Below are 19,938 nucleotides of genomic sequence, written 5' to 3'. Positions count from 1 at the left end.
CCGCGAGAAGTCAGGTGTGCCACCGTGCCGGAAGAACCGAAGGCTCCCCGAGAGCTCGTCGTACGCAACCGGCGCGACTCCATACCCATGGATCTCCTCTTCCGTGGGGACACGGCCGAGCTGCCGAAGCCGTCGAAGCCGTCGAAGTCGACGGAGTCACCGAAGCCGCCCGAGCCGTCCCAGGCTTCGCCCGCCGCGCCGGAGAGCGCGCGGCTGCCGACCGGGGCTCCTCCCCGCCCCGACCGGGACGTCGTCGAGCGGCGCGGGCCCGCGTGTTCCGGGTGGTGGGCCGTGCTCGTGGCCTTGTTGGCACTCGCGGGGGCGGGGTGGCTGGCCTGGGCCGGCGGGTTCGTGCCCGGACGCGTCACGGAGTCCCTGCGCCTGCCCGGACCGCCGCGGCCGCGCCACGGGTTCGACGCGGCAGGGTGGGCGGCCGTCTGCGGCTGCTGGGCCGTCGCGCTCGTCGCGGTCGGCGGGCTCACCCGGGGGAGGGCCGGGAGCGCGTGGGTGCTGTCGCTCTTCGGGCGCTACCGGGGCAGCGTACGGCGCACCGGACTCGTCTGGATCAGCCCCCTGATGCTGCGCCGGCGCGTCGACGTACGGCTGCGGCACTGGCGCAGCGAACCCATGGTCGCCGTCGACGCGCAGGGTGTGGAGCTGCGGGTCGTCGTCCTGGTGGTGTGGCAGGTCAAGGACACCGCGCGGGCGCTCCTCACGGTCGACGACCACACCGCCTACCTGGCGGAACAGGTCGAGGCGGTGACCGCGCGCGTGGCGTCACGGCTGCCCGCGGACTCGTACCGCGACCCCGCCGACGACGGCGGCGACGTGCCGACCCTGCGGGACGCCGAGGCCGTCGGTGACGCGCTCACCAGGGCGCTGGCCGCGGAGTGCAGGGCCGTCGGCATCGAGGTGTTCTCGGCCCGGCCCACCCGCGTGGAGTACGCCCCGGAAGTGGCCGCGGCCATGCAGCGCCGCCAGATCGCCGCGATCGACGCCAAGCACCGGGACAGCGTGCTCACGTCGGTCCTGGACGCCGTGGACGACACCGTCCGCAGACTCACCGACCGAGGACTCGTCACGCTCGACGACTACGAACGGAAGGCCCTGGTGAAGGACTTGACCGTGGCCTTCTACACGGCGCGGGGGAGCGCCGTCGACCCGCACTGACCGGAACGGAACGGAACGAGAGGGCTTTACGTGCAGACTCCCCGATTCATCGAAGCCGCGCCCGTCGACTGCACCTGCGGACACTGCTCGGCCGCGGCCGGACCGGACCGGGCCGGGCAGTCGCGCTGCGGCACCGTGCGCGGTGCCGTGGTCGCCGCCGTCGGCGCGGCCGTGCTGGTGGGCGCCGCCGCCGGGACGGCGTCGGCGGAGGCCGCCCCGAGCCACGCGGGCTGGGACGGCTCCAAGTACTGGTACAAGGACGCGACCGGCTGGTGGCGCTGGACGTCGCACTACGACAAGTACGTGGCGCGCGGTGGAAAGGGCGCCGCGGCCACCAAGGGGAAGAGCGCGCCCGCGGGTACCGGTAAGCGCAGGTCCGCGTCCGCTCCGGAGCCCGTCTTCCGCGGCCGACAGGGCTGGGACGCCATCGACCGCGTCTACTGGTACCGGAAGGGCGGGCACTGGTACTGGACCAGTCACCGGTACAAGTACGAGCGGTACACGGGACGTACGGGCACCACCGCCCCCACCACCCCGCACCGCCCCTCCACGGACCCCGGCCCCGGCACCCCCCGCCGCCACGGCACCGAGGCCGCCATCTCGTACGCCATGCGTCACCTCGGCGACCCCTACGTATGGGGCGGCAACGGTCCGCACGGGTGGGACTGCTCGGGCCTGGTGATGGCGGCGTACCGGCAGGCGGGCATCGCCCTGCCCCGCGTCGCCGACGCCCAGTACCGCGCCACGCAGCCCATCTCGCGGGGGCAGCTGCGCCGCGGTGACCTCGTGTTCTGGAGCAGTGACGGGAGCGCGTCCGGCGTCCACCACGTGGCGATCTATTTGGGCGGCGGCCAGTACCTGGAGGCGCCGCGGCCCGGCAAGAACGTGCGGGTCTCGTCGTTCAGCTGGTACGACCCGAACCTGTACGGGCGGGTCCGCTGAAGCCACGCCGACCGCGCGGGACACGGAGGGCGGCGGCGCGGGTGACGCCGCCCTCCTCCCACGCCGGGCCGGGCGCCGTGGCTTCGATATGTGGACGCGGGTTGCGTACAGGAGCGTAGGACCCCCACAATCCTGTCCTGGTGCACTGTTTTGGACGATCGAGTCCATCAAGCTAAACCGCGCCGCGCGCCGCCCCGCACGCGCCCCGTATCAGGAAAGGCTCGCCCGTGAACGTCTCCCGCAGCGACCAGGCACCATCCGCCGCGACCCCCGCGGGGACGGCGCGGACGGCGGGCCTCCGCGGCCGCATCGGCGCGCTCGGCCCCGTCGGGCTCGTCCTGGCGGGCGGGATCTCCGTGCAGTTCGGCGGCGCGATCGCCGTGAGCGTGATGCCGAGGGTCGGCGCGGTCGGCATCGTGGCGCTGCGGCTCCTCTTCGCCGCGCTCGTGCTCGTCGTGGTCTGCCGGCCGAAGGTACGGGGGTACGCACGGGCCGACTGGGGCACGGTCGTCGCGTTCGGCGTGGCCATGGCCGGCATGAACGGGCTCTTCTACCAGTCCGTCGCCCGTATCCCGATGGGCCCCGCGGTCACCCTCGAAGTCCTCGGCCCGCTCGCGCTCTCCGTCCTCGCCTCGCGTCGCGCGGTGAACCTGATCTGGGCCGGGCTCGCCCTGTGCGGTGTCTTCCTGCTCGGCGGCGGAGGCGGCTTCGACGGCCTCGACCCGGTCGGTGTGGCCTACGCGCTCGGCGCGGGTGCGATGTGGGCGGCGTACATCCTCTTCAGCGCGCGCACCGGACGGCGCTTCCCGCAGGCCGACGGCCTGGCCCTCGCGATGGTCGTCGCGGCGGTGCTCTTCCTGCCGCTCGGAATCGCGGTGTCCGGGCCGAAGCTGATCGAGCCGGGCACGCTGGCGCTCGGCGCGGCGGTCGCGGTGATGTCGTCCGTGCTGCCGTACACCCTCGAACTCCTCGCGCTGCGGCGGCTGCCCGCGCACACGTTCGCGATCCTGATGAGCCTGGAACCGGCCATCGCGTCGGTCGCCGGATTCCTGGTCCTGAGCCAGGCCTTGTCCCTCGCGGAGGCGCTGGCCATCGCGCTGGTCATCGCGGCGAGCATGGGCGCGGTGCGGACGCAGGTGGGGCGCCGGGGGGCGCGTGGGTCCCGTGGGCCGCGCAGTGCTTCTGGGTCTCGCGGTGCTCTGGGTGCTCGTGGGTCTCGTAGTGCTCGCGTTGCTCATGGGGGCGAGGATCCGGTGACGGAGATGGCGGCGGGCCCGGCCGCGGCGGTCGACGCGGAACGCGTCCTGGAGCCGTCGGAACGTGGCGCGGAGCCGTCCGGAAAGTAATGCAAGCACGCTTGCTTGTTTCTGTGACCGCTGCCATGCTCCCAGGCACACCGTGCCGCGAGGGGAGCGTTCCGTGTCCGATGCCCTGCCCGTGCTCGACGACCTGCGCAGCGAGAGCGATGAACTCGACGGTCTAGTGGCGGAGTTGAGCGACGAGGGATGGTCCCTCGCCACCCCCGCCCCCGGCTGGACCGTCGCCCACCAGATCGCGCACCTCACCTGGACGGACCGCGCGGCCCTGCTCGCCGCCACCGACCCGGACGCGTTCGCCGCCGAGGTCGAGAAGGCCGCCGCGGCGCCCGGCTCGTTCGTGGACGAGGGCGCGGCGGAGGGTGCGGTGCTGCCGCCCGCCGAACTCCTCGCCCGCTGGCGGGCGGGCCGCGACGACCTGTGGCGGACCCTGAGCGAGGCCCCGGCGGGCGCGCGTCTGCCCTGGTATGGGCCCCCGATGGCCGTCCCGTCCATGGCCTCGGCCCGGCTCATGGAGACGTGGGCGCACGGCCAGGACGTGGCGGACGCGCTCGGCGTGACGCGCGCGCCGACGGACCGGCTGCGGCACGTGGCGCGGATCGGGGTGCGGGCCCGTGACTTCGCCTTCGCCGTACGGGGACTGAGCGCCCCGGTCGAGGAGTTCCGGGTCGAGCTGACGTCGCCCATGACGGGGGAGCTCTGGACGTACGGCCCCGAGGACGCCGCCCAACGCGTGACGGGCCCCGCCCTCGACTTCTGCCTTCTGGTCACCCAACGGGCCCACCGCTCGGACCTGGCGGTACGGGCGGAGGGCCCCGACGCGGACCACTGGCTGGACATCGCCCAGGCGTTCGCGGGCCCACCGGGTGCGGGGCGGCGGGCGAAGTCGGACGGTGCGGGAGGCACCCGATGACCTGGAACTCCCCACCCGACGCAAGCCTGTCCGTCGGTCCCGGAGCCGACTTTCCCGGCCGTATCCGCGTCGGCTTCCCGGGTGGTGCCCGCGTGGGGCTCTCGGGTGGTGCCTGCGTGGGGCTTCCGGGTGGTGCCTGCGTGGGGCTTCCGGGCGGTGCCCGCGTCGGCTTCCCGGGCGGTACCCGCGTGGGGCTCTCGGGCGGTGCCCGCGTGGGGCTTCCGGGTGGTACGCGCGTCGGCTTCCCGGGCGGTGCCTGCGTGGGGCTTTCGGGCGGTGCCCGCGTCGGCTTTCCGGGCGGTGCCCGCGTGGGGCTTCCGGGTGGTACGCGCGTCGGCTTCCCGGGCGGTGCCCGCGTCGGGCTTCCGGGCGGTGCCCGCGTCGGGCTCTCGGGTGGTGCCTGCGTGGGGCTTCCGGGCGGTGCCCGCGTCGGGCCCCCGGGCCGTGCCCGAGTCGGGCTCCCGAGCCGTGTCCGAGTCGGACTTCCGGGCCGTGGCGAGCGGCACGGTCTCGGCCGGGAGGCCGTCGCCGTGCCGCATGCCGCCGCCGCACTCCCGTGGACGGGAGGTGACCGGTGACCCGGAACCCACGCCCACGCCCCCGCCCCCGCCCTCTCCGCGTCGGCAACGCCTCCGGTTTCTACGGAGACCGGTTCGACGCCATGCGGGAGATGCTGACCGGTGGGCAACTCGACGTGCTCACCGGGGACTATCTCGCCGAGCTCACCATGCTCATCCTCGGGCGTGATCGACTGAAGGACCCCGCGCGCGGGTACGCCAAGACCTTCCTGCGGCAGCTGGAGGAGTGCCTCGGGCTCGCCCGGGAGCGCGGTGTGCGGATCGTCGCCAACGCAGGCGGGCTGAATCCGGCGGGGCTCGCGGACGCCGTACGGGAGTTGGCCGGGCGGCTCGGGCTCGGCGAGACGCGGGTCGCGCACGTCGAGGGCGACGACCTCCGCGCCCGCTTCCCCCACGCCCTCACCGCCAACGCCTACCTCGGCGGCGCCGGCATCACCGCGTGCCTGAACGCGGGTGCCGACGTCGTCGTCACCGGGCGCGTCACCGACGCCGCCCTCGTCACCGGGCCCGCCGCCGCGCACTTCGGATGGGGGCCGACGGAGTACGACCGGCTCGCGGGAGCCGTCGTCGCCGGGCATGTCCTGGAGTGCGGAGCGCAGGCCACCGGCGGCAATTACGCCTTCTTCGCCGAACAGGGCGCCCAGCGCGGCGCGGACCTCCTGCGGCACCCCGGTCACCCCCTCGCCGAGATCCATGAAGACGGCTCCTGTGTCATCACCAAGCACGACCGCACCGGCGGCTTCGTCGACGTCGGCACGGTCACCGCGCAGCTCCTCTACGAGACGCAGGGCGCCCGGTACGCAGGCCCCGACGTCACCGCACGCCTCGACACGGTCGCCCTCACCCAGGAAGGTCCCGACCGCGTCCGCATCGACGGGGTACGCGGTGAGGCGCCGCCCCCGACCCTCAAGGCGGGCCTGAACCGGCTCGGCGGGTTCCGCAACGAAGTCGTCTTCGTGCTCACCGGACTCGACATCGAGGCCAAGGCCGCCGTCGTCCGCACCCAGGTCGAGGACGCCCTCGACCACGCCAAGTCCCGCCCCGCGCAGGTGCGGTGGGAGCTCGCCCGCACCGAGCGCGAGGACGCGCCCACCGAGGAGAGCGCCAGCGCCCTGCTCCGCCTCGTCGTGCGGGACGCCGACGCGGACATCGTCGGCCGCACCCTCAGCGGTGCCGCGATCGAACTCGCCCTGGCCAGTTACCCCGGCTTCCACGTGACGGCGCCGCCAGGCAAGGGCTCCCCGTACGGGGTCTTCGAGGCGGCGTACGTCGAGCGGGACACCGTCGAACACGTGGCGGTCCTGCCCGACGGGGAGCGGCGCCTGGTCCCGTCCGGCGCCGACACCCTCGTACTGGAAGAACTGCGGCCCGCGCCCCTGCCCCCGCCCCTGCCGCCCGGCCCCGCCCGCCGCGCCCCTCTCGGCCTCGTCGCCGGAGCCCGCAGCGGCGACAAGGGTGGTGACGCCAACGTCGGCGTGTGGGTGCGGTCCGACGACGCCTGGCGGTGGCTCGCCCACGAACTCACCGTCGACCGCCTGCGCGAACTCCTCCCGGAGACCGCGGAGCTGCGGGTCGTCCGGCACGACCTGCCCAACCTGCGCGCCCTGAACTTCGTCGTCGAGGGACTGCTCGGCGAGGGCGTGGCCGCGCAGGCCCGCTTCGACCCGCAGGCCAAGGGCCTCGGCGAGTGGCTGCGCGCCCGCCACCTCGACATACCGGAGGTACTGCTGTGACACCGGAGGCACTGCTGCCGACGCGGGAGGGATCACTGTGACCGTCCTCGCCTCCGCGCTCGACCCCGCGAGCGCCGAGTACGCCGAGCACCGCGAGGCCATGCTGGACCGGCTCGCCGAGCTCGGCGCCGAGCAGGACAAGGCGCTCGCGGGCGGCGGTGAGAAGTACGTCGCCCGGCACCGCGAGCGCGGCAAGCTGCTCGCCCGCGAGCGCATCGAACTGCTCCTCGACCCGGACACCCCGTTCCTGGAGCTGTCGCCGCTCGCCGCCTGGGGCAGCGACTATCCCGTCGGCGCCTCCATGGTCACCGGCATCGGCGTCGTCGAGGGCGTGGAGTGTCTGATCACCGCCAACGACCCGACGGTCCGGGGCGGCGCCTCCAACCCGTGGACGCTGAAGAAGGCGTTCCGGGCGCACGAGATCGGGCACGCCAACCGGCTGCCGTCCATCCACCTCGTGGAGTCGGGGGGCGCGGACCTCCCCTCCCAGAAGGAGATCTTCATCCCGGGCGGGGCCCTCTTCAAGCACCTCACGCAGTCCTCGGCGGCAGGCATCCCGACCATCGCCGTCGTCTTCGGCAACTCCACCGCGGGCGGCGCCTACGTCCCCGGCATGAGCGACCACGTGATCATGGTCAAGGAGCGCGCGAAGGTCTTCCTCGGCGGCCCGCCCCTGGTGAAGATGGCGACCGGCGAGGAGAGCGACGACGAGTCGCTCGGCGGCGCCGAGATGCACGCCCGCACCTCCGGCCTCGCCGACCACCTCGCGGAGGACGAGCGCGACGCGCTGCGCCGGGCCCGCCGGGTCGTGGCGCGCCTCAACTGGCGCAAGGCGTACGCGGACCCGGGACCCGCCGAGCCGCCCGAGTACGACGAGGAGGAGCTCCTCGGCATCGTCCCCGGCGACCTGAAGAAGCCCTTCGATCCGCGCGAGGTCATCGCCCGCATCGTCGACGGGTCCGACTTCGACGAGTTCAAGCCGCTGTACGGAAGCTCCCTCGTCACCGGGTGGGCCGCCCTGCACGGCTATCCCGTCGGCATCCTCGCCAATGCTCAGGGCGTCCTCTTCAGCGAGGAGTCGCAGAAGGCCGCCCAGTTCATCCAGCTGGCCAACCAGCGCGACATCCCGCTGCTCTTCCTGCACAACACCACCGGCTACATGGTCGGCAAGGAGTACGAGCAGGGCGGCATCATCAAACACGGCGCGATGATGATCAACGCGGTCAGCAACTCGCGGGTGCCGCACCTCTCCGTGCTCATGGGCGCCAGCTACGGCGCCGGGCACTACGGCATGTGCGGGCGCGCCTACGACCCCCGCTTCCTCTTCGCCTGGCCCAGCGCCAAGTCCGCCGTCATGGGCCCGCAGCAGCTCGCGGGCGTCCTGTCGATCGTCGCCCGCGCCTCCGCCGCCGCGAAGGGGCAGCCCTACGACGACGAGGCGGACGCCGGGCTCCGCGCCATGGTCGAGCAGCAGATCGAGGCCGAGTCGCTGCCCATGTTCCTGTCCGGACGGCTCTACGACGACGGGGTCATCGATCCGCGCGACACCCGCACCGTCCTCGGCCTCTGCCTCTCCGCGATCCACACCGCGCCCTACGAGGGCGCGCGCGGCGGCTTCGGCGTCTTCCGGATGTGAGGAGAGGGATGTGAGGAGAGGAATGAGAGGAGAGAACGCGCCATGATTTCCACCCTGCTGGTGGCCAACCGGGGCGAGATCGCCTGCCGTGTCTTCCGCACCTGCCGGGAGCTCGGCATCGCCACGGCCGCCGTGCACTCCGACGCCGACGCGGACGCCCTGCACGTACGGGAGGCGGACCACGCCGTACGGCTGCCGGGCGCGGCGCCAGCCGACACGTACCTGCGCGGCGACCTCGTCGTGAAAGCCGCGCAGGCCGCTGGTGCCGACGCGATCCACCCCGGCTACGGCTTCCTCTCCGAGAACGCGGGCTTCGCCCGCGCCGTCCTGGACGCCGGACTCGTCTGGATCGGGCCGCCGCCCGAGGCGATCGAGGCGATGGCGTCCAAGACGCGCGCCAAGGAACTGATGGGCGTCGCGCCGCTCGGCGACGTCACCGAGGCCGACCTGCCCGTCCTGGTGAAGGCGGCGGCCGGGGGCGGCGGGCGCGGCATGCGCGTCGTACGCGAACTGGACATGCTGGGCGCCGAGTTGGAGGCCGCGCGGGCGGAGGCCGCCAGTGCCTTCGGGGACGGTGAGGTGTTCGTCGAGCCGTACGTCGAGGGCGGGCGGCACGTCGAGGTGCAGATCATGGCCGACGCGCACGGCACCGTATGGCCGCTCGGTACCCGTGACTGCAGCCTCCAGCGCCGACACCAGAAGGTGATCGAGGAGTCGCCGGCCCCGGGCCTCGCCCCCTCGCTCGTCGACGAGCTGCACGCGCAGGCCGTGCGCGCCGCACGCGTCACCGACTACCGGGGCGCGGGCACCGTCGAGTTCCTGGTGGCGGGCGGACGCGCGCACTTCCTGGAGATGAACACCCGCCTCCAGGTCGAACACCCGGTGACGGAAGCCGTGTTCGGACTCGACCTCGTCGCGCTGCAGATCCGGATCGCCGAGGGCGGCGCCCTGGAGAAGGAGCCGCCGACCGCCCACGGCCACGCCGTCGAGGCCCGCCTCTACGCCGAGGACCCCGCCGCCGGCTGGGCCCCGCAGACCGGCACCCTGCACCGCATCGACGTCCCCGGCGCCGTCCGCCTCGACAGCGGATACGCGGCGGGCGACACCGTCGGCGTGCACTACGACGCGATGCTGGCCAAGGCCGTCGCGTACGCCCCGACCCGCGCCGAGGCCGTGCGCAGACTGGCGGGCGCCCTGGAACGCGCCGCGGTCCACGGCCTCGTCACCAACCGTGACCTGCTCGTACGCTCCCTGCGGCACCCCGAGTTCGCCGAGGCCCGCATGGACACCGGCTTCTACGACCGGCACGCCGACGCCCTCGCGTCCCCCGTTCCCGACCCGCACGCCCCGCTGGCCGCCGCGCTCGCCGACGCACACGGACGGTCCCGGTTCGGCGGCTGGCGCAACCTCACCTCACAGCTCCACCTCAAGCGGTACCGCACCGAGCCCGACGGCACGGAGCACGAGGTCCGTTACCACCACACCCGGCAGGGCCCGGCCGTCGACGGCGTCACCGTCGTCGAGGTGGCCCCGGGGCACGTCGTCCTCGAAGTCGACGGCGTACGACGGCGGTTCACCGTCAGCCGCTACGGCGACCGCGTGCACGTCGGCACACCCGCCGGAGACACCGCCCTCACCCCGCTGCCGCTGCTCCCCGAACCCACCGCCCACCGCGCACCCGGCTCCCTGCTCGCCCCCATGCCCGGCACCGTCGTCCGTGTCGCGGACGGCATCACCGAAGGGCAGCAGGTGACCGCAGGGCAGCCGCTCGTCTGGCTGGAGGCGATGAAGATGGAGCACCGCATCTGCGCCCCCGCCTCCGGAACGCTCACCGCCCTGCACGCCGTGCCCGGCCGCCAGGTCGAGGTCGGCGCGCTGCTCGCCGTAGTCCAAGAGGGAGAGTCGTCATGAGTGCCACCGCTCGCAGCACCGTCCTCGAAACCGAGGAGCACCAGGCCCTGCGCGCCGCCGTCGCCGCGCTCGGACGCCGGTACGGCCGCGACTACGTCGCCAAGGTCGCCGGCAGCGGCGGCCACCCGGACGAACTGTGGGCGGACGCCGCCAAACTCGGCTACCTGGGCGTGAACCTGCCCGAGGAGTACGGGGGAGGGGGCGGCGGCATCGCGGAACTGTCGATAGTCCTGGAGGAACTGGGCGCGGCCGGCTGCCCGCTCCTCATGATGGTCGTCTCGCCCGCGATCTGCGGCACGGTCATCGCCCGCTTCGGCACCGACGAGCAGAAGCGCACCTGGCTGCCGGGGCTCGCCGACGGCACCCGCACCATGGCGTTCGGGATCACCGAGCCCGACGCGGGCTCCAACTCGCACCGCATCACCACCACCGCACGCCGCGACCCGGACTCCGGCGACTGGCTGCTCACCGGCCGCAAGGTGTTCATCTCCGGAGTGGACATCGCCGACGCGACGCTCATCGTGGGCCGTACGTCGGACGCCCGCACCGGCAACCTCAAGCCGTGCCTGTTCATCGTGCCGCGCGACGCCCCCGGCTTCGAGCGGCGGCGGATCGACATGGAACTCCAGGCCGCGGAGAAGCAGTTCGAGCTGGTCCTCGACGATGTGCGGCTGCCCGCCGACGCGCTCGTGGGCGACGAGGACGCGGGCCTGCTCCAGCTCTTCGCGGGCCTCAACCCCGAGCGGATCATGACGGCCGCTTTCGCGCTCGGCATGGGCCGGTACGCGCTGTCCCGCGCCGTCGAGTACGCCAAGGAACGCAGCGTGTGGAAGTCCCCGATCGGTGCCCACCAGGCCATCGCGCACCCGCTCGCCCAGTCCCACGTCGAGATCGAACTGGCCCGTCTGATGATGCAGAAGGCCGCCAGGCTCTACGACGAGGGCGACGACGTCGGCGCGGGCGAGGCCGCCAACATGGCGAAGCTCGCCGCGGCCGACGCATGCGTGAAGGCCGTCGACCAGTCCGTGCACACGCTGGGCGGCAACGGCCTGACCAAGGAGTTCGGGCTCGCTTCGCTGATCGTCGCGTCCCGCGTGGCACGGATCGCCCCGGTGAGCCGGGAAATGATCCTCAACTACGTCTCGCACCAGACGCTGGGCCTGCCCAAGTCCTACTGAGGAGCCGTTTCCGTGAGTCTCACCGTCTCGTCCCCGGCCCGCGGCATCACCACCGTCACCCTTGACATGCCCGAGCGCCGCAACGCGCTGTCGGCGGAGCTGGTGGGCGCCCTGGCCGAGGCGCTCGGCGACCTGGGCGCGGACTCCGCCACCCGCGCGGTCCTGCTCACCCACACCGGCCCGGCGTTCTGCTCGGGCGCCGACCTGAAGGCGCCGCCGGACCCCGCCGCGTTCGTCGCGCTGCTCCGGCAGATCGTCGCGCTGCCCAAGCCGGTCGTCGCCCGGGTGGACGGCCACGTGCGGGCGGGCGGGCTCGGGCTGCTCGGCGCGTGCGACCTGGCAGCGGCAGGCCCCGCCTCGTCCTTCGCGTTCACGGAGGTGCACATAGGAGTGGCCCCTGCCGTCATCTCCCTCCCGCTCCTGCCCCGCCTCGACCCGGGCGCGGCCTCCCGCTACTACCTCACCGGTGAGCGCTTCGACGCGGCTGAGGCGGCCCGCATCGGCCTGGTCACGGTCGCGGGAGAGGACGCCGACGCCGCACTCGTCCCCCTCCTGGACGGGCTGCGCGCGGCGGCGCCGGGGGCCCTGGCCGAGACGAAGAAGCTGCTCACGGCTAGGGTGCTCGACGCATTCGACGACCAATCGGACGCCCTCACGGCCCTGTCCGCGCGGCTCTTCGGCTCCACCGAGGCGCGCGACGGGATGACGGCGTTCCTCGAACGACGGGAGCGCCCATGGGTGCTGTGACCGCCGCCGACCGGGCGCCCAAGCAGGACCGCAGCCGCGCGACCCGGCAGAAACTCCTGGAGGCCGCGGTGTCCTGCCTCGCCGAACACGGCTGGGCGGGCTCCACGGTCTCCGTGGTCGCCGAGCGGGCCGGGGTCTCGCGGGGCGCGGCGCAGCACCACTTCCCCACGCGGGAGGACCTGTTCACGGCGGCCGTGGAGTACGTCGCCGAACAGCGCTCCACCGCTCTGCGCGCCCTGCCCGCGCAGGACAGGGCCTCCGTGGTCGCCGCCCTCGTCGACCTCTACACCGGCCCGCTCTTCCGCGCGGCGCTCCACCTGTGGGTGGCCGCGTCGAACGAACCGGCGCTCGGGTCGCGGGTGACGGAACTGGAATCCCGCGTGGGCCGCGAGACGCACCGCATCGCGGTCTCCCTCCTCGGCGCGGACGAGTCGCGCCCCGGCGTCCGCGAGACGATCCAGGGCCTCCTGGACATGGCGCGGGGCCTGGGCCTGGCGAACCTGCTGACGGACGACGGGGCGCGGCGGGAGCGGGTGGTGGCGCAGTGGACGGTGCTGGTGGAGTCGGCGCTACAGGTGTGAGGGGCGGGGTCCGGGGCGCGCTCGACCGAGCCCCGGCCGGGTCTCAGCGAGCGATCTCGTCGTAGCCCTCGATCGCCTGCGGAGAGCGGCTGCCGGGCCCGACGTACCGGGCCGAGGGCCGGACGAGCCGCCCCGTCCGCTTCTGCTCGAGGATGTGCGCCGACCACCCCGCGGTCCGCGCGCACGTGAACATCGACGTGAACATGTGCGCAGGCACCTCGGCGAAGTCGAGGACGATCGCCGCCCAGAACTCCACGTTCGTGGCGAGGACACGGTCGGGCCGACGGGCGTGCAGCTCGTCGAGCGCCGCCTTCTCCAGCGCCTCCGCGACCTCGAAGCGGGGCGCGCCCAGCTCCCGCGCCGTGCGCCGCAGCACGCGCGCGCGGGGGTCCTCGGCGCGGTACACCCGGTGCCCGAAACCCATCAGCCGCTCGCCCTTGTCCAGCGCCTGCTTCACGTACGCCACCGCGTCACCCGTGCGCTCGATCTCCTCGATCATGCCGAGGACCCGGGAGGGCGCGCCGCCGTGCAGCGGCCCGGACATCGCGCCGACCGCACCGCTCAGCGCCGCCGCCACGTCCGCGCCGGTGGAGGCGATGACACGGGCGGTGAACGTGGACGCGTTCATGCCGTGCTCGGCGGCCGACGTCCAGTACGCGTCGACGGCCTGGACGTGTTTGGGGTCCGGCTCGCCGCGCCACCGCTTCATGAACCGCTCGACGACCGTCTCCGCCTTGTCGATCTCCCGCTGCGGGACCATCGGCAGGCCCTGCCCGCGCGCCGACTGGGCGACGTACGACAGCGCCATGACGGCGGCCCGCGCCAGGTCCTCGCGGGCGCGCTCCTCGCTGATGTCGAGCAGCGGACGCAGGCCCCACACGGGGGCGAGCATGGCGAGGGCGGACTGCACGTCGACGCGGATGTCGCCGGAGTGGACGGGGATCGGGAAGGGTTCGGCGGGCGGCAGGCCGGGGTTGAACGCGCCGTCGACGAGCAGGCCCCACACGTTCCCGAACGAGACGTGGCCGACCAGGTCCTCGATGTCGACGCCCCGGTAGCGGAGCGCGCCGCCCTCCTTGTCCGGTTCGGCGATCTCCGTCTCGAACGCGACGACTCCTTCAAGGCCAGGTACGAAGTCGGACATCAGGCGGCTCCTCGTGATGGGTTCGACATGATGGTTGCGAGAGATGGGTTGCGATCAGCTCATGACCATGTGTCAAAAGTGGGCGATTCCGGTCCGGTTCCACGGTCGTGTCCGTCGATGTGCGGCGGATCCGGCGACTCGCGGTCCGGAACGGTCTTCCCGGTATGCCCCGTGAGGCTGGTGGTCACCCAACCGATGCGGCAGCAGGACGATATCTGTTGGGCCCACCTTTGGCGATGGAATGCGGCACTCAGTGCCACACGTCACCTCTCCGTGGACCGGTGCGCCCCCTCGGGCGCCCCTGCGGCCGTGGCAAATACGGCAAGATGACCGCGTGACCGACTCCAGTGCCCCGCTCCCGGAACCGGCCGACATGCGGGAGCAGTACGCCACCGGCGGACTCTTCGAGACCGAGCTGCCCGCCGCGCCCATGGAACAGTTCGCGCTCTGGTTCAAGGAGGCGGCGCGTGACAGGGACGCCGTCCCCGAGCCGAACGCGATGGTCGTCTCCACGGCGGACCCGGCGGGCCGGCCGAGCTCGCGCACGGTGCTCCTGAAGGGCTTCGACGAGCGGGGCTTTGTCTTCTTCACGAACTACGGGTCCCGCAAGGCCCGCGAGCTCGACGCCAACCCGTACGTCTCGCTGCTCTTCCCCTGGCACGCGGTGGCCCGCCAGGTGATCGTCACGGGCACGGCGGAGCGCGTGGCCCGCGAGGAGACGGTCGCCTACTTCCGCACCCGCCCGCACGGCTCCCGGCTCGGCGCCTGGGCCAGCGCGCAGTCCTCGGTCCTCGCCTCACGCACCGAACTCGACCGCGCCTACGCCGACCTCGCCGCCCGCTACCCCGAGGGGGAACAGGTCCCGGTCCCCCCGCACTGGGGCGGCTACCGGATCCGCCCGGAGGCGGTCGAATTCTGGCAGGGCAGACCGGACCGCCTCCACGACCGCCTGCGGTACGTACGGACGGAGGACGGCAAGGCCTGGCGAGTGGAACGCCTGAGCCCTTAGGGGGAAGCCCGTCCGGAGATTGAGGACGAGTAGGCCGAAGGCCACGATCGAACGGCGCCCCACGCGCGGGGCGACGATTCACCGCGCAAGGACCCCGTCCAGAAACGGTTCGACGGCGGCCCGCCACGCCTCCGGCTGGTCGTAGTGCACGAGGTGCCCCGCGTCGGCCACCTCCGCGTACTCCCCGCGAGGCAGCACCCGCACCATCTCCTGGGACTCCGCCCGGCCGAGCTCGCCGTCCTGGCCGCGCACGACGAGTGCGGGGCAGCGGACCTGGATCAGCTCCTCCCAGTGCGCGTCGTGCACCCACGTCTCGCGGGAGCTGAGCATCTGGGCGCGGTCGAAGACGGGCCGCCAGCCGTCCGGGCCCTCGGCCATCACCTCGGCGAAGAACTCCCCGCGCGCGGGGTTGGGACGCTCCACCCAGGGGTCGTCCTCGCCGAACCACTTGCGTACGTCGGCGAGCGTCGCGAACGGCACCGGCCAGGACTTGAACCAGTCCTCCCACTCCCGCTGGGAGGCGGCTCCGAGGGCGGACGCCCGCATGTCGCAGATGATGAGGCCCCGGACGAGGTCGGGGCGGCGCGCGGCGAGCTGCCAGGCGGTGAGGGCGCCCATGGAGTGGCCGATGAGGACGGCGGGCGCGAGGTCGAGCTGGACGAGGGCGGCTTCGGCGTCGTCCACGTAGGCATCGCGGGTGTAGGGGCCGTCGGCGGGCTTCTCGCTCCTGCCGTGGCCGCGCTGGTCGAGGGCGACCGCGCGGTGCCGCTCGGCGAGCCAGCGGGCCGTGCCCGTCCAGTGGGAGGCGCGGCCCATCAGGCCGTGCAGTAACAGCACCCCTCCGGGTGCCGCGTCGGCCTCCCTGAGTTTGGGAGGGTCGGCGTACTCCCAGGCGGCGAGGCGTACGCCACCCGCGCCCGTCACGTCGATGCGCCGCACCATGATTCCTGGCACCCCCCTTGGTTCCGCCCGGGTTTCACGCCTGGTACTGCTCCACACCCCCGCACGCTATCGAACCTGTTTTCGAAAGCGGCCGGTTCGCCGATAACACCCCTCGTTCGGGTGACCACACTCAAGGATTGACCGTCGTGGCCGAGGGGAGATCTGAAACGGGAGGCGGGCCGCTCGGGGAAACCGGCCCGTGGGGAATGACCCTGAGAGCTCGGGGCTCCGGGTCAGCACAGGGGAGGACAGGCCCCGGCGCTCTTGAGCGCCGGGGCCCTCGCCTTGTTCGCGCTCACCAGACGGGCACATCCTCCAGCCCCTTCCGAGCCCTCAGGTCATATGCCTCTCGCGACAGCCTGGCACGCAAAACGCTCGGCCGCTGCGATTCCGCGCACTGAATCTTCGATTCCGCGCGATCCGGCGCAGTTCGCGGGGCCGTGTCAACTACCTCTACGACAACGGAAGTTGACTGATCCCTCAGCGCTTGGCGACGAAGACGTGCGACGCGGTCTCCGCGGTGAGCTCGGCGGCCTCGCCGCTGCTGCCCACCAGGACCCCGCCCGCGGACTCCGTCACGCTCACCACGGAACCCGGCTGCACACCGGCCCGCCGCAGCGTGTACATCAGCTGGGCGTCCGTCTGGATCGGCTCGCCGATGCGGCGCACCACGACCGTCTTGCCCTCGGAGCCCGGGTCGAGCTCCGACAGGGAGACCATGCCCTCGTCCAGGAACGGGTCCGCGCCGTCCTTCTCGCCCAGCTCCTCCAGGCCCGGGATCGGGTTGCCGTACGGAGACTCGGTGGGGTGGCGCAGGAGCTCCAGGACGCGACGCTCCACGGCCTCGCTCATCACGTGCTCCCAGCGGCAGGCCTCGGCGTGCACCTGCTCCCACTCGAGCCCGATCACGTCGACGAGCAGACACTCCGCCAGACGGTGCTTGCGCATCACGCGCGTGGCGAGCCTGCGGCCCTCCTCGGTGAGCTCCAGGTGACGGTCGCTCGCGACCGCGACCAGGCCGTCGCGCTCCATGCGCGCCACGGTCTGGCTCACCGTCGGTCCGCTCTGGTCCAGCCGCTCCGCGATCCGGGCGCGCATGGGGACCACACCTTCCTCCTCCAGCTCGAGGATGGTGCGCAAATACATCTCAGTGGTGTCAATCAGCCCCGACATGGGTGCCCCTCAGAATTCGCTCGTGCGCTGGCCCTGCCCTCAATTCTGACGCATACCACTGACAACCGTGCCGCGCCGGTGGAATTCCCGCCCCGTACCGGCCTGTGACGGTGTTGACAGGGCGCTGGTCCAGACCGCAACGTGATGCGAATGAGCTCGAAGAGCGGGAGCAGTGGGAGCAGCGGGAACGGCGAGAGCAAGACGGCGGGCCGGTATTTCGACGCCGCCATCGGACTGCTCCAGAAAGTGCGGGACGAGGAGTCCGGCAGCGTGGCCGACGCGGGCACGCTGCTCGCCGACGCCGTCGAATCCGGCGGACGCCTCTTCGCCTTCGGCGCCGGGCACTCCTCGCTGGCCGCCCAGGACGTCGTCTACCGCGCGGGCGGCCTCGCCCTCATCAACCTCCTCGCCGTCCCCGGAGTGGTCGGCGTGGACGTGATGCCCGCCACGCTGGGCTCCGCCCTGGAGCGCGTCGACGGCCTCGCGGGCGCCGTCCTCGACTCCTCGCCGGCCCGCCCCGGCGACGTTCTCGTGATCATCTCGCTCTCCGGGCGGAACTCGCTGCCGGTGGAGATGGCGATGAACGCCCGCGCGCTCGGCCTCAAGGTCATCGGCGTGACGTCGGTGGCGTACGCGACGGAGACCCGCTCCCGGCACGTCTCCGGCACCTTCCTGAAGGACCACTGCGACGTGGTCGTCGACTCCAAGGTCGGCGTCGGCGACGCGGAGCTCTCCCTCGACGGGGTCGACGCCCCGTTCGGGCCCGCGTCGAGCGTCGTCACCAACGCGCTGATGCAGGCCATGACGGCGGCGGCGATCGAGAAGCTCGCCGAGCGCGGCATCCAGCCGCCCGTGCTGCGGTCCGGGAACGTGGACGGCGGACACGACTGGAACGGGCGGGTCTTCCAGGAGTACGGGGACCGCATCTTCTACCGGCACTGAGTGCCGCCCCGGCCCGGCCGGGGACCGGGCACCTCACGCGGCCGGAGCGGGGGCGAAGACCACCCGCACCCTCAGGCCGCCGCCCTCGCCGTTCGCCTCAGCCATCACCTCCGCCTCGTGCGCCTGCGCGATCGCCGACACGATCGACAGACCGAGGCCCGCACCCTCACCCCGCGCGTGCGTCCGCTCGTGCAGGCGCCGGAAGGGTTCGAAGAGATGCGGGACGGTGTCCGGCGGGACCTCCGGGCCCGTGTTGGCGACCTCCAGCGTGCCGTCGGCGCCGACGGCGACGCTCACCCGACCCTCGGGGGCGTTGTAGCGCACCGCGTTCGCCACCAGGTTGTGGACCAGCCGGTCGAGGAGCACGCCGTCTCCCGTCACCGTCAGCGGCTCCGCCCGCACGGACACCGTGACGCCGCGCGCCGCCGCCTCATCGGCGAGACCGTCCGCGACCGCGTGCGCGAGGACGTCCACGGCGACGGGCTCCCGCCGCTCCAGACCCTGCTCCGAGTCGGCGAGCAGCAGCAGCCCCTCGACAAGGTGCTCGCTGTCGTCGGCGACGGAGATGAGTTTCGTACGGATCCTCGCCACGCGTTCCGGGTCCGGGTCACCGGCGAGACCGATCTCGGCGGCCGCCCGCTGCACGGCCAGCGGTGTGCGCAGCTCGTGCGCCGCGTCGGCCGCGAACCGCTGCTGCGCGCCGACCAGACGCTCTATGCGGTCCAGCATCTCGTCGAAGGTGTCCGCGAGGCGCTTCAGCTCGCCCGGCGGCGCGGCCAGCGCGATCCGCTCGTGCAGGTTCGCGCCGGAGAGCCGCCGCGCGAGGTCGGTGATCACCCCGACCGGGCGCAGGACCCGGCCCGCCATCCACCAGGCGAGGGCGATGGACAGGACGGCGTACACGGTGAAGACGATCACCGAGACCGTCAGGAGGCGGCTGAGCGCCGCCTCCCCCGCGAGGTCGCTGATCTTCGTCACGGCGAGACCGCTCCTGTCGGCGTCCGGCGTCGTGCCCCGGAGGCGCTGGGCGGGCACCGCGGACGCCACCGGGAACGGGGAGGCGTGCCGCCACGGCGGCGTCGGGTCGCGCGGCACGGCCGTGGTCACGGCTGAACTGATCGACGTGTACAGGCCTTGCTGCACGAGCAGGTACACGAGCCCGGTCAGCAGGGCGCCCGCCAGCACGAGCAGCCCTCCGTAGAGGGCGGTCAGCCGGGCGCGCTCGCTGCTCATCCGCGCCCCGAGGGGGCGCGGCGCGGACCCGCTCGTCCCGCTCGTCCGGCTCGTCCGGCTCACAGGGAAGGGCCCGCGATCCGGTATCCGGCCCCCGGCACGGTCTCCACCACCGGCGGCTCGCCGAGCTTCGCGCGGAGTTTGGAGAGGGTGACGCGGACCGCGTTGGTGCGGTAGCTGGTGTCCTCCTCCCAGACCTGCTCGATCAGGTCCTCGCCGCTGACCACCGCGCCGTCCGCCCGGAGCAGCGCCTCCAGGACCGCGAACTCCTTGCGGGACAGCGCCAGATGCCGCCCGTCCCTGGCGGCCTGGCGGCGCGCGGTGTCCAGGACCAGACCGGCCCGTTCGATCACCGGCGGCAGCGCGGGCCGGGCGCGGCGGCCGAGGGCGAGCACGCGGGCGAGCAGCTCGTCGTACGCGAATGGCTTGGTCAGGTAGTCGTCCGCGCCGAGCCCCAGACCCGCCACCCGGTCACGCACCGTGCCCGCCGCCGTCAGCATCAGGACCCGGGTCAGGAGCCGCTGCTCGACGACGCGGCGGCACACCTCGTCGCCGTGCACGCCCGGCAGGTCGCGGTCGAGGATGAGCACGTCGTACTCGCCGAGCTGCAGTTTCCGCAGCGCGGTGAGGCCGTCGGCGGCGACGTCGACGGCGAGTGCGTCGCGGCGCAGCCCGTCGGCGATCATCTCGGCCAGGAATTCCTCGTCCTCCACCAGCAGTACGCGCATGCCGCCCTGTGTACCTGAGAGTGACCTTTCGCCGGTGTAAGCGTCTCCGTGGAGAGAAACGA

16 protein-coding genes and 1 pseudogene are annotated in these 19,938 nt (G+C 73.1%); 12 read left to right on the top strand and 5 right to left on the bottom strand.

Annotation, left to right across the window (positions count from 1 at the left end; all coding sequences use genetic code 11):
- Nucleotides 1-24 precede the first annotated feature (24 nt).
- The 10 genes and pseudogenes from DEJ47_RS16765 (at nucleotide 25) to DEJ47_RS16720 (ending at nucleotide 12,705) form a co-directional block, all read left to right on the top strand.
- Nucleotides 25-1,170 (top strand): SPFH domain-containing protein, encoded by a 1,146-nt coding sequence (locus tag DEJ47_RS16765; protein ID WP_317850812.1) that lies wholly within the window; start codon nucleotides 25-27, stop codon nucleotides 1,168-1,170.
- 30 nt (nucleotides 1,171-1,200) lie between these two features.
- Nucleotides 1,201-2,112, top strand: a complete 912-nt coding sequence (locus tag DEJ47_RS16760) for a C40 family peptidase (protein WP_150169208.1) — start codon at nucleotides 1,201-1,203, stop codon at nucleotides 2,110-2,112.
- A gap of 227 nt (nucleotides 2,113-2,339) precedes the next feature.
- Nucleotides 2,340-3,272: pseudogene (locus DEJ47_RS16755) on the top strand (EamA family transporter); the annotation flags it as partial.
- A 259-nt stretch (nucleotides 3,273-3,531) separates the two neighbouring features.
- Nucleotides 3,532-4,341, top strand: a complete 810-nt coding sequence (locus tag DEJ47_RS16750) for a TIGR03084 family metal-binding protein (protein ID WP_150169205.1) — start codon at nucleotides 3,532-3,534, stop codon at nucleotides 4,339-4,341.
- Between the two features lie 574 nt (nucleotides 4,342-4,915).
- Nucleotides 4,916-6,652: an acyclic terpene utilization AtuA family protein gene (locus DEJ47_RS16745; RefSeq protein WP_223828387.1), complete on the top strand. Its 1,737-nt coding sequence runs from the start codon at nucleotides 4,916-4,918 to the stop codon at nucleotides 6,650-6,652.
- A gap of 37 nt (nucleotides 6,653-6,689) precedes the next feature.
- Nucleotides 6,690-8,288, top strand: coding sequence for an acyl-CoA carboxylase subunit beta (locus DEJ47_RS16740; RefSeq protein ID WP_150169203.1), 1,599 nt, complete (start codon nucleotides 6,690-6,692; stop codon nucleotides 8,286-8,288).
- Between the two features lie 42 nt (nucleotides 8,289-8,330).
- Nucleotides 8,331-10,199 (top strand): acetyl/propionyl/methylcrotonyl-CoA carboxylase subunit alpha, encoded by a 1,869-nt coding sequence (locus DEJ47_RS16735; protein WP_150169201.1) that lies wholly within the window; start codon nucleotides 8,331-8,333, stop codon nucleotides 10,197-10,199.
- The gene (locus tag DEJ47_RS16730) at nucleotides 10,196-11,377 is read left to right on the top strand and encodes an acyl-CoA dehydrogenase family protein (protein ID WP_150169199.1); all 1,182 of its coding nucleotides are present in this window, start codon (nucleotides 10,196-10,198) and stop codon (nucleotides 11,375-11,377) included. The genes DEJ47_RS16735 and DEJ47_RS16730 overlap by 4 nt, the downstream gene beginning before the upstream one ends.
- A 12-nt stretch (nucleotides 11,378-11,389) precedes the next feature.
- On the top strand, nucleotides 11,390-12,124 hold the full coding sequence (locus DEJ47_RS16725; protein WP_150169197.1) for an enoyl-CoA hydratase family protein: 735 nt from the start codon (nucleotides 11,390-11,392) through the stop codon (nucleotides 12,122-12,124).
- A complete protein-coding gene (locus DEJ47_RS16720) occupies nucleotides 12,112-12,705 on the top strand; it encodes a TetR/AcrR family transcriptional regulator (protein ID WP_150169195.1) in 594 nt (197 codons plus the stop codon). Before DEJ47_RS16725 ends, DEJ47_RS16720 begins: the two co-directional genes overlap by 13 nt.
- Before the next feature lie 43 nt (nucleotides 12,706-12,748).
- Here DEJ47_RS16720 and DEJ47_RS16715 read toward each other — a convergent pair whose 3' ends face one another.
- On the bottom strand, nucleotides 12,749-13,849 hold the full coding sequence (locus DEJ47_RS16715) for a citrate synthase 2 (protein WP_150169193.1): 1,101 nt from the start codon (nucleotides 13,847-13,849) through the stop codon (nucleotides 12,749-12,751).
- Nucleotides 13,850-14,222: 373 nt separating this feature from the next.
- Between DEJ47_RS16715 and pdxH the strand changes: the two genes are divergently transcribed.
- Nucleotides 14,223-14,858: a pyridoxamine 5'-phosphate oxidase gene (gene pdxH / locus DEJ47_RS16710; RefSeq protein WP_223828707.1), complete on the top strand. Its 636-nt coding sequence runs from the start codon at nucleotides 14,223-14,225 to the stop codon at nucleotides 14,856-14,858.
- A gap of 78 nt (nucleotides 14,859-14,936) precedes the next feature.
- On the opposite strand, the gene DEJ47_RS16705 is transcribed toward pdxH, so the two are convergent.
- Together DEJ47_RS16705 and DEJ47_RS16700 are read right to left on the bottom strand one after the other, a co-directional pair.
- On the bottom strand, nucleotides 14,937-15,800 hold the full coding sequence (locus DEJ47_RS16705; RefSeq protein WP_150169189.1) for an alpha/beta fold hydrolase: 864 nt from the start codon (nucleotides 15,798-15,800) through the stop codon (nucleotides 14,937-14,939).
- A gap of 480 nt (nucleotides 15,801-16,280) precedes the next feature.
- Nucleotides 16,281-16,973, bottom strand: a complete 693-nt coding sequence (locus DEJ47_RS16700; RefSeq protein ID WP_150169187.1) for a metal-dependent transcriptional regulator — start codon at nucleotides 16,971-16,973, stop codon at nucleotides 16,281-16,283.
- Between the two features lie 150 nt (nucleotides 16,974-17,123).
- Between DEJ47_RS16700 and DEJ47_RS16695 the strand changes: the two genes are divergently transcribed.
- Nucleotides 17,124-17,915, top strand: coding sequence for an SIS domain-containing protein (locus tag DEJ47_RS16695; protein WP_150169186.1), 792 nt, complete (start codon nucleotides 17,124-17,126; stop codon nucleotides 17,913-17,915).
- Nucleotides 17,916-17,948: 33 nt separating this feature from the next.
- Here DEJ47_RS16695 and DEJ47_RS16690 read toward each other — a convergent pair whose 3' ends face one another.
- Entirely contained in the window at nucleotides 17,949-19,148 is a 1,200-nt protein-coding gene (locus DEJ47_RS16690; RefSeq protein ID WP_150169184.1) for a sensor histidine kinase, read from the bottom strand.
- A gap of 59 nt (nucleotides 19,149-19,207) precedes the next feature.
- The gene (locus DEJ47_RS16685) at nucleotides 19,208-19,876 is read right to left on the bottom strand and encodes a response regulator transcription factor (RefSeq protein ID WP_150169182.1); all 669 of its coding nucleotides are present in this window, start codon (nucleotides 19,874-19,876) and stop codon (nucleotides 19,208-19,210) included.
- Nucleotides 19,877-19,938 lie beyond the last annotated feature (62 nt).

The sequence above is a fragment of the Streptomyces venezuelae genome (assembly GCF_008642355.1).
Classification (GTDB): domain Bacteria; phylum Actinomycetota; class Actinomycetes; order Streptomycetales; family Streptomycetaceae; genus Streptomyces; species Streptomyces venezuelae_B.
The sequence above is the reverse complement of the archived record's forward strand: the minus strand, read 5'-3'. Positions and strand labels throughout refer to the sequence as shown.

Excerpts from the sequence above, each read along its gene's own strand:
- DEJ47_RS16715 (WP_150169193.1), bottom strand. The coding sequence starts at position 13,849 with ATGTCCGACTTCGTACCTGGCCTTGAAGGAGTCGTCGCGTTCGAGACG.
- DEJ47_RS16695 (WP_150169186.1), top strand. The coding sequence starts at position 17,124 with ATGAGCTCGAAGAGCGGGAGCAGTGGGAGCAGCGGGAACGGCGAGAGC.
- pdxH (WP_223828707.1), top strand. The coding sequence starts at position 14,223 with ATGCGGGAGCAGTACGCCACCGGCGGACTCTTCGAGACCGAGCTGCCC.
- DEJ47_RS16735 (WP_150169201.1), top strand. The coding sequence starts at position 8,331 with ATGATTTCCACCCTGCTGGTGGCCAACCGGGGCGAGATCGCCTGCCGT.
- DEJ47_RS16700 (WP_150169187.1), bottom strand. The coding sequence starts at position 16,973 with ATGTCGGGGCTGATTGACACCACTGAGATGTATTTGCGCACCATCCTC.
- DEJ47_RS16690 (WP_150169184.1), bottom strand. The coding sequence starts at position 19,148 with ATGAGCAGCGAGCGCGCCCGGCTGACCGCCCTCTACGGAGGGCTGCTC.
- DEJ47_RS16730 (WP_150169199.1), top strand. The coding sequence starts at position 10,196 with ATGAGTGCCACCGCTCGCAGCACCGTCCTCGAAACCGAGGAGCACCAG.
- DEJ47_RS16685 (WP_150169182.1), bottom strand. The coding sequence starts at position 19,876 with ATGCGCGTACTGCTGGTGGAGGACGAGGAATTCCTGGCCGAGATGATC.
- DEJ47_RS16705 (WP_150169189.1), bottom strand. The coding sequence starts at position 15,800 with ATGGTGCGGCGCATCGACGTGACGGGCGCGGGTGGCGTACGCCTCGCC.
- DEJ47_RS16720 (WP_150169195.1), top strand. The coding sequence starts at position 12,112 with ATGGGTGCTGTGACCGCCGCCGACCGGGCGCCCAAGCAGGACCGCAGC.